13 protein-coding genes are annotated in these 13,918 nt (G+C 53.1%); 9 read left to right on the forward strand and 4 right to left on the reverse strand.

All coding sequences use genetic code 11. The features are described 5' to 3' along the window. Positions 1-314: 314 nt before the first annotated feature. Positions 315-893, reverse strand: coding sequence for a DUF3109 family protein (locus ABD920_RS14715; protein ID WP_345160103.1), 579 nt, complete (start codon positions 891-893; stop codon positions 315-317). A gap of 168 nt (positions 894-1,061) precedes the next feature. Then, entirely contained in the window at positions 1,062-2,672 is a 1,611-nt protein-coding gene (locus ABD920_RS14720) for an ankyrin repeat domain-containing protein (protein ID WP_345160104.1), read from the reverse strand. Positions 2,673-2,971: 299 nt separating this feature from the next. On the opposite strand from ABD920_RS14720, the gene ABD920_RS14725 reads away from it, so the two are divergent. Next, positions 2,972-5,215 carry an ATP-dependent helicase gene (locus ABD920_RS14725; RefSeq protein WP_345160105.1) on the forward strand — a complete coding sequence of 748 codons (2,244 nt, stop codon included), beginning with the start codon at positions 2,972-2,974 and terminating at the stop codon, positions 5,213-5,215. A gap of 22 nt (positions 5,216-5,237) precedes the next feature. Here ABD920_RS14725 and ABD920_RS14730 read toward each other — a convergent pair whose 3' ends face one another. Then, on the reverse strand, positions 5,238-5,651 hold the full coding sequence (locus tag ABD920_RS14730; RefSeq protein ID WP_345160107.1) for a DUF4296 domain-containing protein: 414 nt from the start codon (positions 5,649-5,651) through the stop codon (positions 5,238-5,240). Between the two features lie 58 nt (positions 5,652-5,709). On the opposite strand from ABD920_RS14730, the gene ABD920_RS14735 reads away from it, so the two are divergent. The 8 genes from ABD920_RS14735 to ABD920_RS14770 all read left to right on the forward strand — a co-directional run bounded on the left by ABD920_RS14735 (position 5,710) and on the right by ABD920_RS14770 (position 12,150). After that, a complete protein-coding gene (locus ABD920_RS14735) occupies positions 5,710-6,591 on the forward strand; it encodes a DUF58 domain-containing protein (RefSeq protein ID WP_345160108.1) in 882 nt (293 codons plus the stop codon). After that, positions 6,584-7,495 (forward strand): hypothetical protein, encoded by a 912-nt coding sequence (locus ABD920_RS14740; RefSeq protein ID WP_345160109.1) that lies wholly within the window; start codon positions 6,584-6,586, stop codon positions 7,493-7,495. The genes ABD920_RS14735 and ABD920_RS14740 overlap by 8 nt, the downstream gene beginning before the upstream one ends. Next, positions 7,476-8,528, forward strand: a complete 1,053-nt coding sequence (locus tag ABD920_RS14745) for a VWA domain-containing protein (protein WP_345160110.1) — start codon at positions 7,476-7,478, stop codon at positions 8,526-8,528. Before ABD920_RS14740 ends, ABD920_RS14745 begins: the two co-directional genes overlap by 20 nt. 107 nt (positions 8,529-8,635) lie before the next feature. Beyond that, a complete protein-coding gene (locus tag ABD920_RS14750) occupies positions 8,636-9,319 on the forward strand; it encodes a YggS family pyridoxal phosphate-dependent enzyme (RefSeq protein ID WP_345160111.1) in 684 nt (227 codons plus the stop codon). 192 nt (positions 9,320-9,511) lie between these two features. Further along, a complete protein-coding gene (locus ABD920_RS14755) occupies positions 9,512-9,775 on the forward strand; it encodes a hypothetical protein (RefSeq protein ID WP_345160113.1) in 264 nt (87 codons plus the stop codon). 360 nt (positions 9,776-10,135) lie between these two features. Beyond that, positions 10,136-11,038 carry a glycerophosphodiester phosphodiesterase gene (locus tag ABD920_RS14760; protein WP_345160115.1) on the forward strand — a complete coding sequence of 301 codons (903 nt, stop codon included), beginning with the start codon at positions 10,136-10,138 and terminating at the stop codon, positions 11,036-11,038. 165 nt (positions 11,039-11,203) lie between these two features. Next, positions 11,204-11,653 carry a DUF2750 domain-containing protein gene (locus ABD920_RS14765; RefSeq protein WP_345160117.1) on the forward strand — a complete coding sequence of 150 codons (450 nt, stop codon included), beginning with the start codon at positions 11,204-11,206 and terminating at the stop codon, positions 11,651-11,653. 119 nt (positions 11,654-11,772) lie between these two features. Beyond that, on the forward strand, positions 11,773-12,150 hold the full coding sequence (locus tag ABD920_RS14770; protein ID WP_345160118.1) for a DUF423 domain-containing protein: 378 nt from the start codon (positions 11,773-11,775) through the stop codon (positions 12,148-12,150). A 52-nt stretch (positions 12,151-12,202) separates the two neighbouring features. Here the strand turns inward: ABD920_RS14770 and ABD920_RS14775 are convergent, their stop codons facing one another. Next, a complete protein-coding gene (locus ABD920_RS14775; RefSeq protein WP_345160119.1) occupies positions 12,203-13,684 on the reverse strand; it encodes a TolC family protein in 1,482 nt (493 codons plus the stop codon). Positions 13,685-13,918: the final 234 nt, after the last annotated feature.

Consider the following 13,918-nt stretch of genomic DNA (forward strand, 5'->3'; position numbering starts at 1 on the left):
ATTTAAAGAACCAGAGATGCTGTAGCATCATAGAAAAATATACCAAACGAGTTATTGTATACTGCTTTTTAAAATTAAAGTATGCATTTAATTATATTTTTTATGATTAATTTACTACTTATATCCCGGCCGTAAGTCTGTCCTTACCCCTCATCTATATCTTTAAACACCTTTATGAGATTAAAAAATCAGCCCCTCCCGCCTTAGGGAGGAAATGTTTCCACCGCTAACTCAGGAGGGGCTGTATTTTTCCCTCACTTAATTAAGGAATACTTGAAAAGCCTCTGCTATTCTTCTGATTTTTCTTCTAGAGGTTAAGATGGCTTTGCCTCCTCTTCCTCCACCAGCTTCTCCAGTTCCTGGTACCAGCCCTCGCCGTACTTGCGGATGAGCGGTTCCTTCAGAAACTGGTATACGCGCACCCCCAGGTCCTGCCCGAAGCTGCAGGCGGCGCTGCAAATGCCCCAGCGGTCGTAGTTCAAGGCCTCGAAATCATCGTACTTCGTGACGCGGATGGGATACAAATGGCAGGAGATAGGTTTCTTCCAACCGATTTTGCCGTCGTTGTAGGCTTGCTCAATGGCACACTTCAGTGTCTTATTCTCATCATATATAGCGTAGGCACACTCCCGGTTGTTGATGGTGGGCGTGGAATAATCACCCTCCCAGTCTTTAATATACAGCCCCTGCTCCTCCACCGCATGCTTTCCGGCACCCGTCATATACGGCTTTATCTGCTCATAGCTTTCCTGCAATATGGTAAGTTCCTCTTCCTCCAATGGAGCCCCGAGGTCCCCCTCCACGCAGCAGGCCCCCTTGCACTTATCGAGATTGCACACAAAAAACTGTTCACGCACGTCATCGCTGATGACCGTATTCTGTAGGACTATCATGTTCTAAATGGAAATGGCATCGGGATAAATACCCTTCAACCTTAAAATATATGAAAGGGAGACAAAGGTAAAGATAAAATAGTTTAAAGCCGATGGCCGGTACGGGCAAGGAGCGGTACGGTATGCCGAATAAATTCATATCTCCCGGACCGATTCTTCATAAAGATGTTACTTCTGGCGCTGCGGCGAACCGGAGGCCAGCAGGATGTTCTCTACGTTTTGATGCTTGGTGTAATCAATGGCGGCTTTCTGCGTATTGTCGAGCAGTTTCGGATCAGCGCCGGCCTGCAACAAGGCGACAATGACCTCGTAGTTGGCATTGATCTCGCAGGCCAGCATGAGCGGTGTTTTGCCTTCGCTGTTCTTGCTGTTAGGATTAGCGCCCGACTGCAGCAGCTTCTCCAGTTCCATGATGCCGATGTGCTGGCCAATGGTGGCCTGCAGCGCCTGCGCCAAGACCGTATTGCCTTCTTTGTCCTGTATGTTCGGGTCTGCGCCGTTGTTGAGGAGCGTGTCCAGTAACTGCACCTGCTCCATCTCATACAACTCTGATTTAATCCTGGAGCTGCTCACCAGGTAATGGAGCGCTGTTTTGCCGTCCTCGTCCTGCGCGTTCACATTGGCTCCTTTTCTCAGCAGCAGCGCCACTGTCTTAAACCGCACTTCTGGCTCATAGGTGGTGCCGTAATCCTCTAACAGCATGGGCACATATACCGTGTGCATCAGTGGCGTGCGCCCGTGCAGCTGTGCGCTGTACTCCTCCGGCACCGCCAGTGTGTTCACGTCGCCGCCCGCCGCGATGGCCCGCTGCAGCATCTCCGGGTCGCGGTTGATGGCCGAGATCACCACTTTCTGATCTGGGGTCTGGTTTATATACATCAGCTGCTCGTAGGCATTCACGCTTCCTTTTCCTACCGCGCTACGGTACAGATGCCGCGCCTCCTCTACTTTCACTTCGCCCAGAGTGCCTTCCTCATAGAGCAGGGCCAGGGTATATAGCGCCTCCCTCTCGCCGGCTTCCACTCCTTTGTTAAGCCAGTTTACCGCCTTCTCATAATCCTTCCCGACGCCCTCGCCGTTCAGGTACAGGTTGGCAAGCGAGGTGTAGGACTGCACATCCCCTGCTTCTGCGGCCCGGCTCAGGTAGTTAAAGGCCAGGCCCTTGTCTACCATCTCCCCGAAACCGGTATAATACATGCTGCCCAGTATCCGGTTGCTGAAGGCGTCGCCTGCCACCGCTTTTTCCCTGATCTCCATGGCTGCGGTACGCATGTGCTGGGTGAATTTCCGCTTGTCATCCTTGGTGCGGAGTATCATCATCTCGGCCAGGCCCAGGTGCCCTAACACGCTGCCCTCCTGCAGGGCGAGCTTATAGTAGTGGTTCGCAGAGTCTTTGTTGGCTGCAAAGTACTTTTCAGCGTTTTGCACCTGCTGGATGGTATCTATCTGCACAGAGTCATATTTGAGCTCCCGGAACTGGTGCATGCGGCCAATGAAGTAATAAGCATCTTTATCGCCCTGCGCAATCGCCTCCCTGAACTTTATATAGGCCGCCTGGTAGCGCAGCGCCTTGTAATAGGCCATGGCCTCGTCCATAGCCGGGGTCCGCCATATCTTTTTAGTCACCACCACTGGGGCGGGGGCGCCTGAACGCTTGGCAGATGCTGTTACGGCAGCCTTCGCAGCACTTGTTGCGGTGTCAGTTTTCTGAGGCGCAGTCTGAGCAAAGCCAGCCTGGCTCGCACCGACTAAAAGCAATATCAGTAGCAAATGCTTCATATAAGGGTATTGAGGTAAATCAAAAAATGTCTGTTCAAAAATAAACAAGTGCAGGCGATCCGCAAAATCACCACAGTACCGGCCAATGGTCATTGTATCTACCTTTCAGCGGCAACCGCAAACTTTCCTGCAAGATACAAGCTTAATTCTAAACGCTTTGCCGCTTGTTCCTGTTCACATACCGGCGCTTATCTTTACACGTCACTGCACGCGCCGTGCCAAAAGTAAAGCCGCCGTTCAGAAAACGGAATTGAATTCGTAAATTGCATTGATTTAAAGAAGCACGCGGAAGAGAAGAAATGGATCATTTAAGTTTACTAAACGAGTCGCAACGCCAGGCGGTACTGCACAAAGAGGGGCCTGCCATGATTATTGCGGGTGCCGGCTCCGGCAAAACAAGAGTACTAACCTTCAGGATCGCCCAGCTGATCAACCAGGGGGTGGACCCGTTCAACATATTGGCCCTTACCTTTACCAACAAGGCGGCGAAGGAAATGCGGCACCGTATCGAGAAGGTGATCGGGAACGAGGCCAAGAATATATGGATGGGTACCTTTCACTCCGTTTTCTCCCGCATCCTCCGCTCAGAGGCCGAGAAGATCGGCTACCCCAGGAGCTTCACCATCTACGACACCGACGACTCCAGGACGCTCATCCGCAACATTGTGAAGGAGATGAACCTGGACGACAAGCTCTACAAGCCGAACGTGGTGCTGGGCCGCATCTCCTCCGCCAAAAACAAGCTCATCTCGGTAAAGCAGTATCTCAACGACGCGGTGATCCAGGCGGATGATGAGGCCGCGATGCGCCCCAAGATCGGGAAGATATACGAGATGTACCAGAGCCGCTGCTTCCGGGCCGGGGCCATGGACTTCGACGACCTGCTCTTCCAGACCAACGTGCTTTTTAAGGATCACCCGGACGCGCTGAACAAGTACCAGAACATCTTCAAGTACGTGATGGTGGACGAGTACCAGGACACGAATTACTCGCAGTACCTCATCACGCGCAAGCTGGCCGCCCAGAACCGCAACATCGTAGTGGTGGGCGACGATGCGCAGTCCATCTATGCCTTCCGCGGGGCGGATATCCAGAACATCCTCAACTTCGAGCGCGACTACCCCGAACTGGAGGTGTTTAAGCTGGAGCAGAACTACCGCTCCACCAAGAACATCGTGCACGCGGCCAACTCGGTGATCAAAAACAACCAGGCGCAGCTCCGCAAGGAAGTTTTCACCGACAACGAGCAGGGCCCGCTGATCGAGGTGATCAAAGCCAACTCCGACAACGAGGAGGGCAAGCTGGTGGCCACCACCATTTTCGAGGAGAAAATGGGCAACCACTTCTCCTACGACGACTTCGCCATCCTCTACCGCACCAACGCCCAGTCGCGCGCGATGGAAGAGGCGCTGCGCCGCATGAACATCAAGTACAAGATCATCGGCGGCCTCTCCTTCTACCAGCGCAAGGAAATCAAGGACCTGATCGCGTACCTGCGCCTGACGGTGAACCCGAACGATGAGCAGGCGCTGCGCCGCGTGATCAACTACCCCAAGCGTGGCATCGGCGAAACCACCGAGCAGAAGCTTTTCGTGACGGCCAACGACACCAACCACGCCGTGTGGGAGGTGGTGATGAACGCGACGGAGTTCCTGGGAAACCGCGTGGGCACGGCCATCGAGAATTTCTCCATCATGATCCGCGACTTTGCCCGCATTGCCGAGCACTCCGATGCCTTTGAGGTGGCCAAGCACGTGGCCAAGCACTCTGGTATCGTGGATGACCTGTACCAGGATAAGACCGTGGAGGGCCTTGCCCGCTACGAGAACATACAGGAGCTGCTGAACGGTATAAAGGAGTATGTGGACGATCCGGAGAAGGAAGACAAGAGCCTGTCGGCCTTCCTGCAGGACATTGCCCTCATCACGGATGCCGATACCAAGGCCGATGACGACGGTGAGTTCGTGACGCTGATGACGATCCACTCAGCCAAGGGCCTGGAGTTTAAGAACGTGTTCATCGTGGGGATGGAGGAAAACCTCTTCCCGAGCCAGATGATGCTCAACTCCCGCGCCGACCTGGAAGAAGAGCGACGCCTGTTTTATGTGGCCATTACGCGGGCGGAGAAGAAACTGTACCTTACCTACGCCACCAGCCGCTACCAGTGGGGTAACCTGCGGGCCTGCGAGAAAAGCCGCTTCCTCGACGAGATCGACCCGAAGTATATAAACTTTAAGTACGGGGACAGCGGGGCCAGCAGTGGCGGCAACGTGTTCGACCGGGTGTTGCAGCGCAAGAGCAGTTTAGTAGCCGCCCCGCCACGCAAGCAGGTGGCCAGCAACTATACCCCTCCCGCCGACTTCAAGGCCAGCGACACCTCCAAACTCGCAGCGGGAATGAAGGTGGAGCACCCGAAATTCGGCTTTGGCGTGGTAGAAAAGATGGACACGCAGGGCAACAGCACCAAGGCCATCATCAATTTCGAGGAAGTGGGCGAAAAGACCCTGCTGCTCAGCTTCGCCAAGCTGAAGATACATGACTGATGCTTAAACCGGGGCATCCGGGCTATTCTGTACCTGTTGCCCCGGGCTGCTTCTTAATGATCCGGACTGCCTTTGTGGTATCGGTCTTAGCTTTGATCGCCTCCGCTTTCGACTCCCGCACGCTGAGTGAGTCTACTATCATCTCGTACAGTTTGTCCATCTCCTCCAAGTGCGTGAGATAGTAGCGGTATGTATCTTTGAAAGCCTGCTTCCCCACCCCGTGCTTCTTCAGAATATCGGTCTGCTGGTCGGCAAACATTACCAGGGCTGTGTCCGGGTACGAGACGTTGCGCTCCAACTGCGCCTCCGCGGTATGGATATCAGCCAGGATACGCACCATCTTCTGCTGCGGGATCATATTCTCGGGTTTGTCTTCGTTTTGCTGCTGGCAGCTGAGCAGGCAGAGGCAAAAAAGTATGCAGAAAAGTCTTTTCACGGATGTAAATTACGAGAATATGTGATAATTTTAAAATTACACAACACGGCAGCCGCCCATGAAAGAGCTTGTAAAGAAGCTACGCAAGTACGAGATCCGCATACGCAAAGCCATCACCACGCAAATGCAGGGCGACTTTCACTCTGTCTTTAAAGGCACCGGGCTAGAGTTTGACGATGTGCGCGCATACCAGTACGGCGACGATGTGCGTTCTATTGACTGGAACGTGTCAGCGAAAGGCCACGGCACCTTTGTGAAGACGTACCGGGAGGAAAAGGAGCAGTCGGTTTTCCTGATGCTGGATGTGAGCGCCTCGCAGACAATCGGCACGGGGGCGCAGCAGAAAATTGACGTGGGCAAGGAGATATGCGGCGTGCTGGCCCTGTCCGCTGCGCGGCAGCAGAGCCAGATCGGGATGATCTGTATCTCAGACCAGAAAGAGAAGTACATCAAACCGGCCAAAGGCGTTCAGCAGGCCTACAGCATCATCAAGGCGCTGAGCGAGCTGCAGCCCAAGTCGGCGAAAACGAACCTGGCCGCCGGCATCAAGCTTACCCTGGACATTATCAAGCGCCGCAGCATTATACTGCTGCTTTCTGATTTCATAGATGTGAATTACGACAAGGAGCTGGCGATGCTGGCCAAGCGCCACGACCTGATCGTGCTGCACCTTTTGGATGTGCGCGAGCACCACCTGCCGCCCATGGGCATTGTGCCCGTGCTGGACAAGGAAACGGGCCGCACCATCTGGCTCAACACCTCAGGCGAAGAGTTTCAGCAGCGTTACCTGGCCCAGTACAACCAAAACAAAGAGGACCTGATGCGCCTGTGCCAGAAATACCAGGCAAATTACCTCACTATCAAAACGAACGAGGATTACGTCCCGCAACTGATTAACCTGTTCAGGCTTAGAAACAAGTCGACGAAGAAAAGTGCCTAAACATATCCTGATCTTATGCCTGTGCCTCGTGCAGACGGTGGCTGCGGGGCAGATTCCGAAACCGGAAGGGGCCTTTAACCGCGACACCGCAAAGCTGGGCCAGCTGTTGCAGTACACGCTGGTGCACCGTCACCCTGCGGCCCAGGAAGTCATCCTCCCATCGGCACGCGATAATTTCTCCCCCTTTGAGCTGGTGCGCCGGGCTTACTTCCCGACTAAAACCAAAGCCGGCATCAGCACCGACAGCGCCGTATATACCCTGCGCACCTTTGAGACTAGCCCCTCGCAATGGCTGGCACTCCCCATCTATGTGTTGGGCCAGCGCGATACACAGCTGGTGTACGCCGCAGCAGACACTGTTGCGGTGGCCCAACTGGTGCAGGCGGTGCAGGAGCCGCTGGCGGTGAAGGAAGACACCCAGCTGGCCCCGGTGGAGACGCGCTTCAACTGGCCGGTGCTCGTTTTGTGGATTATGGCTACGGCCACTTTTGTGGCCTTGGTGTGGCTAATTTTCGGGCAGGCCATCCGGGACAAGTACCGACTGTACCGCCTCCGAAAGGACCACGTGTATTTTGCTTCCCGCTATAACTCGCATGAAGAACGGTTTAAAAAAACCGGCTCGCCCCAAAGCCTGGAGAAGGCGGTATCGCTTTGGAAGAATTACCTGACGAAGCTGGAGCGGAGCGCCATCAACTCCTTCACGACCAAAGAGATCGTGGAATATTATGAAAATGACGAGGAAGTAAACACCGCCCTCCGCATCTGCGACAAGGCCATATATGGCAACCTGCAGACGGAATCGGAGGGTGAGACGAAGCTGGCCCTGGGCATGCTGCGGCGATTTGCCAAGGGCCGCCACAAAACCCAACGAGAACTGATCCGGAATGCTAAGACTAAGCGATGATTTCTGGGACTGGCTGAGCCTGGAGTGGTTCAGCTACAGTACGCTCCGCTCTTTTGAGTGGGTGTACCCGCTTATGCTCTACGCCCTGCCGGTGGTGCCGCTGCTGTTCCTCTTGAAGTGGCTCTTTACCCTGAACACACGGAACAAGCTGGACCTGGCCATGTTCGAGGGCAAAGCCCGCTGGCAGTGGAGCAGTGTGCTGCGCCATATCCCCAACATCGTGTATATACTTTTTATGATGCTGGTGGTGGTGGCACTGGCCCGACCCCAGCGCGTAAACGAGCAGGTAGCGCAATCCGCGGCGGGCATCGACATTGTGCTGGCGCTGGACGTGTCGGGCTCGATGGAGCTGCAGGATATAAAGCCTGACCGCCTGACGGCGGCGAAGGAAGTGGCCCTTGAGTTTATCAGCGGACGGGTGCAGGACCGCATCGGCATGGTGGTTTTTGCAGGCGATGCCTACTCCCTCTCCCCCCTCACCACCGACTACCAGCTGCTGCGCGACAACATCAGTTCCATCGGCTTTAAGATGATCGAAAATGACGGCACCGCGATTGGCAGCGCCCTGGCGGTGGCCATCAACCGCATGCGCGACTCAGTAGCCAAGAGCAAAGTCATCATCCTGATCAGCGACGGGGAGAACACCGCCGGGAGCCTGGACCCGGAGCTGGCCGCGCAACTCGCGTACGCATATGGCATAAAACTTTATACCATCGGGATCGGTAAAGACGGGCAGGTGGCGTACAAAGAGGAGGAAACGGGCAAAACGATTTTCGTCGAGACACAGCTCGATGAAACCACCCTGCGCAAGATCGCCACGGTGGGCGAGGGAAGCTTCTTCAGGGCCGACAGCAAAGACGCACTCCAGGAGATCTTCCGCAACATCAACCGGCTGGAGAAAACGGAGATCACAGAAAAGCGCTTCCGCGACACCCAGGATTATTACCAGGTGTACCTGAAATGGGCGCTGCTGCTGCTGGTGTTCTGGATGCTGCTGAAAAACACCTTCCTCACCAACGTGCTGGAGGATTGAAAAACGTATCACGTATTGCGTATCACGTATCACGACAAAAAACAGCAGTGATTTTATATATCGTGCTACGTGATACGAGCTACGTGATACATTAAAACAAAAGAACCATGTCTATAGCCGAGAACATACTTTACTTCGATGCGCAACTCAGAAACACACCCTGCCGCCTGGTGGCCGTGTCTAAAACACATCCCGCCGAGAAAGTCATGGAGGCATATAATGCCGGGCATCGCCTCTTCGGCGAGAACAAGGTGCAGGAACTGATCGAAAAGCGGGACCTGCTCCCCCACGACATCGCCTGGCACCTGATTGGCCACCTCCAGACGAACAAGGTAAAGTATATCGCCGAGTTCATCGACACCATTCAGTCAGTGGACAGTTTGAAGCTTCTGATCGAGATAAACAGGCGGGCAGAGATGTTCGGGCGCACGATGCCCATAAACTGCCTGCTCCAAATATCAATTGCGGATGAGGAAACCAAGTATGGCATGAGCTACGACGAGGCGGTGGCGCTGCTACAATCGGATGATTACCGGCAGATGAAGTACATCAGCGTAACCGGCGTGATGGGCATTGCCACCAACACTACTGATGAAAACAAGCTGCGCGAGGAGTTTCGTTACCTGCGCGGGTGTTTCCAGAACCTGAAAGAAACGTTCTTTTTCGCCAAAGAAAGCTTTAAGGAAATCTCCTTGGGCATGACATCGGATTGGCAACTGGCGGTGGCCGAGGGCAGCACCATGATCCGGGTAGGCAGCGGCATCTTCGGGGAGCGCAACTACAGCAAGTAGCTACCGGATGCAATGCACTGACGAAACCATTAATAATATTTATATATTTTTATATATGCAAATTCAATAGCATCTGCTGTTATATATGATTACCTTGTAAGTGGCAAGAAAGTACTACTCCCCTGAATCCAATCCTGGATTTTAAGCTTTATCTATTTTTGATTGCCTTCACCCCTTACAGGCTGTAATCATATGAGAATTGTTCATTTAGTGAGTGCCTTTGCGCTTGCATTAAACTTTGGCTGCACAACGCAACCAGAAGAAGTAGAAACCAAGGTGGTGGAGAAAGAAACCGTTAAGGTGGTGGAAGTCGAAAAGCCAGCCAAAGAGGTAATTGTGGTGGAAGCCCCCGCGAAAGAGGTCGTGGTGGAGGAAAAGAAAGGAACCACCATCAAAATAGGCCCTGACGGAGGCTCCATCGAGACAAAGAAGGTGGACATTAGTGTAAATAATTAGTCTACATGGCGCTATAACAGCAGAAGCCGGGCCCTGTGTCCGGCTTCTGCTGTTATAGCGCCATGCTGTGGTGATTCCGATTATATTTATTTAGGAAATGCGGCCCCATGCGCAATTTTTCTGCAGACACGAAAATATGTCGATGCGCAGAATTAGGCTTCTCTTCTCACCCATTTTTATCTAACAACTTACCGTATCCATATACATAAGATTAGCAGTCGGGTTAGGCAGGTAGCCTTAACCGCCCCCTAAAATTGACTTGTATAAACGGACATGAAAATCATTATGTTAATTTTGGCTACTGTGCTTTTCTGCCACCCATAAAAGCGCGAGATTTATTCTGAACTACTGGTAAATCCTATGCAATCGATGCTCTCCACTGCCCTTGCCGCTTTTTTGCTCCTCACAAACTGCACCTCCAAAATGACTTCAGCTACTGCCGGGCTGCCTGCTTTTGATACCCAGGGACACCGCGGCGCGCGCGGCCTGTTTCCAGAGAACACCCTGCCAGCCATGCAGGCCGCCCTTGACCTCGGCGTTACGACACTCGAGATGGACGCGCACATCAGCAGAGACGGCCAGGTGCTGCTCTCCCACGACCCCTATATAAACCCGGCGCACGAGCTGCTGCCCGATGGATCGGAGATCCCTGCTGCAGATAAGAAAAAGTATGTGCTGTACAACATGGATTACAGCGACATCCGGGCCTTCGATGTGGGCTCCAAGCGCTACAGCAGTTTCCCGGAGCAGCAACTCATGCCAGCTTACAAACCCCTGCTATCGGAAGTGCTAGACTACACCCAGGCCTATCTAAAAAAACACCGACTGCCGCAGGTGTTCTACAACATCGAAACAAAATTGAAGCCTGAAACGGACAGCAAGTACCACCCGGCACCGGAAGAGTTCGTGGCGCGCCTGATGGAGGTGCTGGAAGAAAAACAGCTACTGCCGTGGGTCATCATCCAGTCGTTCGATGTGCGGACACTACAGGTGTTGCATCAGAAATTCCCGCAGGTGAAGACGGCGCTGCTGGTAGAAAACACATCAGGGTTTGAAAAGAACCTAAAAAAACTGGGATTCACCCCGACCATATATAGCCCGGCCCATCGCCTGGTGACACCCGCATTGATAGCCGCCGCCCACCAGCAGCGCATCCGCGTGATTCCATGGACGGTGAACGAGCTAGAGGAAATGCGCCGCCTGAAGCAGATGGGGGTGGATGGCATCATTTCGGACTATCCCAATCTGTTCCTAAAATTATGATTTAACGTATATAATATTGATCTTTCAATCTGTTTTGCTACCCCGCCGCGCAAAAACCTTATATTGTGAATACCACATCACCGCCTTATATGGCCTATTGCAACACAGCCTTAATGGTTTGAATTGATCAGGAAACAAGACTTTGAATATAAGAAATTGACAAACATGACGTTAGATGCAGCTACCAGCAAGAATACCTATAACAAATTCATAACCCGTATTGTGGAGACAGATGCTGTATGGGGACTCACCAAGGATGAAACCTGGGCCACGTCCAGCTCAGCAGAGTTTGATGAGACGGAAGTGATCCTGTTCTGGTCTGCGCAAAAAGGCGCCGAGGCCTGCGCTGAAGACGAATGGGAAGCCTATACGCCGGAAAGCATTTCGCTGGTGGAGTTTCTGGAGAACTGGTGCGTCGGCATGTACGGCGACGGGCTGTTGCTGGGCGCCGACTGGGGCGCTGACCTGAATGGGAAAGAGAGAGACCCGCTGGTGGTAGCCCTGGATGTGATAAATGAACTGAAAGCAAAAGGCAAGACACTGAATTTTACTCAGTACGATAGCCAGAGTGAGTTTGAGGAGCAGGTCATTGAGGCGCTCGGCGATGAAGAATAGCTTTTTTTAGGACACTGTTTCCCCATTATTTCACCTCCATTATACTGATTTCAAGGCCTGAGCCTTACCTTTGCAGCAGTGATCAGGAATCACGCCCCAGACCTAAATCTATATATATAGTGACTCAAAAAACTATTCTGCTGATTGCCACCGCTTTCGGGGCGCTCACTGTGGCCATCGGAGCCTTCGGCGCGCACGCCCTGGGGCCGATGCTCCGGGCGACGAACCGGGTTGAAACGTTCGAAACTGCCGTGAAATACCAGATGTACCATACACTGGCGCTGCTGGCGGTGGGGCTGCTGCTGTTCAGGGTAGAGCAGCCGGCGCTGCAGATAGCGGCCTGGTGCTTCTTTATCGGCATTCTTATTTTTTCAGGCTCCCTTTACACACTTTGCCTCACAGGCATCACCTGGTTAGGTGCCGTCACACCGCTTGGCGGAACGGCCTTTATTGTCGGATGGGGCGCCCTGTTTTATGCTGTGTTAAAAGCCCTGTAGGCTGCAAGCAATTTTTGACCAGTTTCGAAGTTGGCCAAGTATCTCGGCGCATTTAATATTCCACAACGAGCGTCATGTTGTGCTCAAAGTCATATAGGGTCAGGCGGCGCAGCGTGTAGTAAGCCGACCAGAAACTTCTGAGGGCGCTGATAAAGCTGCGCGTCGCCTTGTCACGCTCCTCCGTGGCGAAATTCAGATCCAATATGCCCAGCTTCCCCTGCAGGTAACGCTCCTTGGTGAGGTTGTAGCGCTTCTCCGCGATTTCATCGGCCCGTCTCGCCCCGATTACCTGCTTCCGCAGTACCCTGAAGCGCTTCACGTTCAGGTAAATCTCCTGGTCGAAGTTGATCCTTTGCTGCTCCACGTTTCCCTTCACCAGGGTTTCGTTGGCTGTGGCGGTCCCGATCTTCGAGGCTGTGCGGCCCCAGTCCATGATGGGGATGTTGAAGCCGATCCTGGCACGCTGCTGCCTCGCCGGATCATTGTACACATCCTGAAACTCCAGTGCCTGCTGCGTCAATCCAAACGAAGCGAAAAGATCTGCCGTGAACCCTGACTGCCCTTTTGCCTGCGCCACTCCCCTCTCTGCCTCCAGTATCTGCCGCTTAAATTCGATTACGCGCTGCCGGTTCTTATGCGCCTCGTCCAGGGCTATCTTTTCATCCACCTCGAATATGGGGATCTCGTAAGGGGTTACCAGTTTGATAGGGTAGTCGTCAGTAATGCCCAAGAAAACTTTCAGGTTAAGCGTATTGGCCTCCACATCCAGTATCGCCTGCTCCAGGTTCTGCCTGGAGTTCAGGAGCGTGAGTTCCATCTGCAGCAGGTCATTCTCCTGGATCTCGCCGGCCTCAAACCGGCTTTCTGAAAGCTTGTAGAGTGTATCGCTGTTGGCCACGTTCTTCTCTGCTATCTGCAGGCTGATCTGGCTCAGCAGGAGGTTAAAAAAATGGTTCGTAGCCGCGCTCGAGATAATTTCCATCTCCTCCCTGTAGTCCCGGATGGCCTCCTCGTATCGGAGCGGGGCTATCTTCCTGTCCCATGCCCGGTAGTTGAACCCGAAGATCGGCTGGTTCAGCGTAATGGTGGCCGGTATGGAAGAATACCTCGTCTGGTTTGCGTCAGCCTGGAAGTCGTCGAGGCGCTTGATCTGGCTGTTGATGGATATATAACCGCCTGTCAGCCCGATTTCCTGCCCAAGCGAGAGTTGCAGGTAGGAGTTGGCGTTGTGCGTGTTGATGAAGATCAGGCTTCCGTTGTCGGTAATACGCGGGTCAATGGTCCTGTTGTACTCTGGCAGCACACCGCTCAGGCTCAGCTGCGGATAGAAATTGGAGCGGAATGTCCTGTACTGCCACTGCCTGTTCTCCAGGAGCACGGTAGCGCTGCGATATTGAGGTGACTGTGTTTTTGCAAGCTCTACAGCTTCGTTCAGGGATAATACACGGGTGAAAAGAGGATCATCTGCACTGGCCAGGACGGGGGCAGAAACCAGGACAAGTAACTGCAGGAAGACAAACAAAAACTTATACATAAAAAGGGACACTGAAAGCAGAACTTCTGAAGCAGCCTAAGCCATGAAACTGCACTAAATTATTAAAGTGAATATGGTATAAAAAGAAATTCAATGTTCAAATAATCGAAGCAACGGCAGGCACAATAAGCCATCTCAGGTAAAAGCTTTTAGCAAGAGCAGCACGTGCTGGAACCAATTACTGATATAGTTCACTCCAGCACAAGCTATATATAGCTGGTAATAACTCGCTTC

The organism is Pontibacter saemangeumensis (assembly GCF_039541895.1).
Taxonomy (GTDB): Bacteria; Bacteroidota; Bacteroidia; order Cytophagales; family Hymenobacteraceae; genus Pontibacter; species Pontibacter saemangeumensis.

What these genes read in the sequence shown, in the direction of transcription:
- ABD920_RS14760 (WP_345160115.1), top strand. Translation starts at nt 10,136, where the DNA reads ATGCAATCGATGCTCTCCACTGCCCTTGCCGCTTTTTTGCTCCTCACA.
- ABD920_RS14735 (WP_345160108.1), top strand. Translation starts at nt 5,710, where the DNA reads ATGAAAGAGCTTGTAAAGAAGCTACGCAAGTACGAGATCCGCATACGC.
- ABD920_RS14775 (WP_345160119.1), bottom strand. Translation starts at nt 13,684, where the DNA reads ATGTATAAGTTTTTGTTTGTCTTCCTGCAGTTACTTGTCCTGGTTTCT.
- ABD920_RS14725 (WP_345160105.1), top strand. Translation starts at nt 2,972, where the DNA reads ATGGATCATTTAAGTTTACTAAACGAGTCGCAACGCCAGGCGGTACTG.
- ABD920_RS14755 (WP_345160113.1), top strand. Translation starts at nt 9,512, where the DNA reads ATGAGAATTGTTCATTTAGTGAGTGCCTTTGCGCTTGCATTAAACTTT.
- ABD920_RS14720 (WP_345160104.1), bottom strand. Translation starts at nt 2,672, where the DNA reads ATGAAGCATTTGCTACTGATATTGCTTTTAGTCGGTGCGAGCCAGGCT.
- ABD920_RS14765 (WP_345160117.1), top strand. Translation starts at nt 11,204, where the DNA reads ATGACGTTAGATGCAGCTACCAGCAAGAATACCTATAACAAATTCATA.
- ABD920_RS14745 (WP_345160110.1), top strand. Translation starts at nt 7,476, where the DNA reads ATGCTAAGACTAAGCGATGATTTCTGGGACTGGCTGAGCCTGGAGTGG.
- ABD920_RS14715 (WP_345160103.1), bottom strand. Translation starts at nt 893, where the DNA reads ATGATAGTCCTACAGAATACGGTCATCAGCGATGACGTGCGTGAACAG.
- ABD920_RS14750 (WP_345160111.1), top strand. Translation starts at nt 8,636, where the DNA reads ATGTCTATAGCCGAGAACATACTTTACTTCGATGCGCAACTCAGAAAC.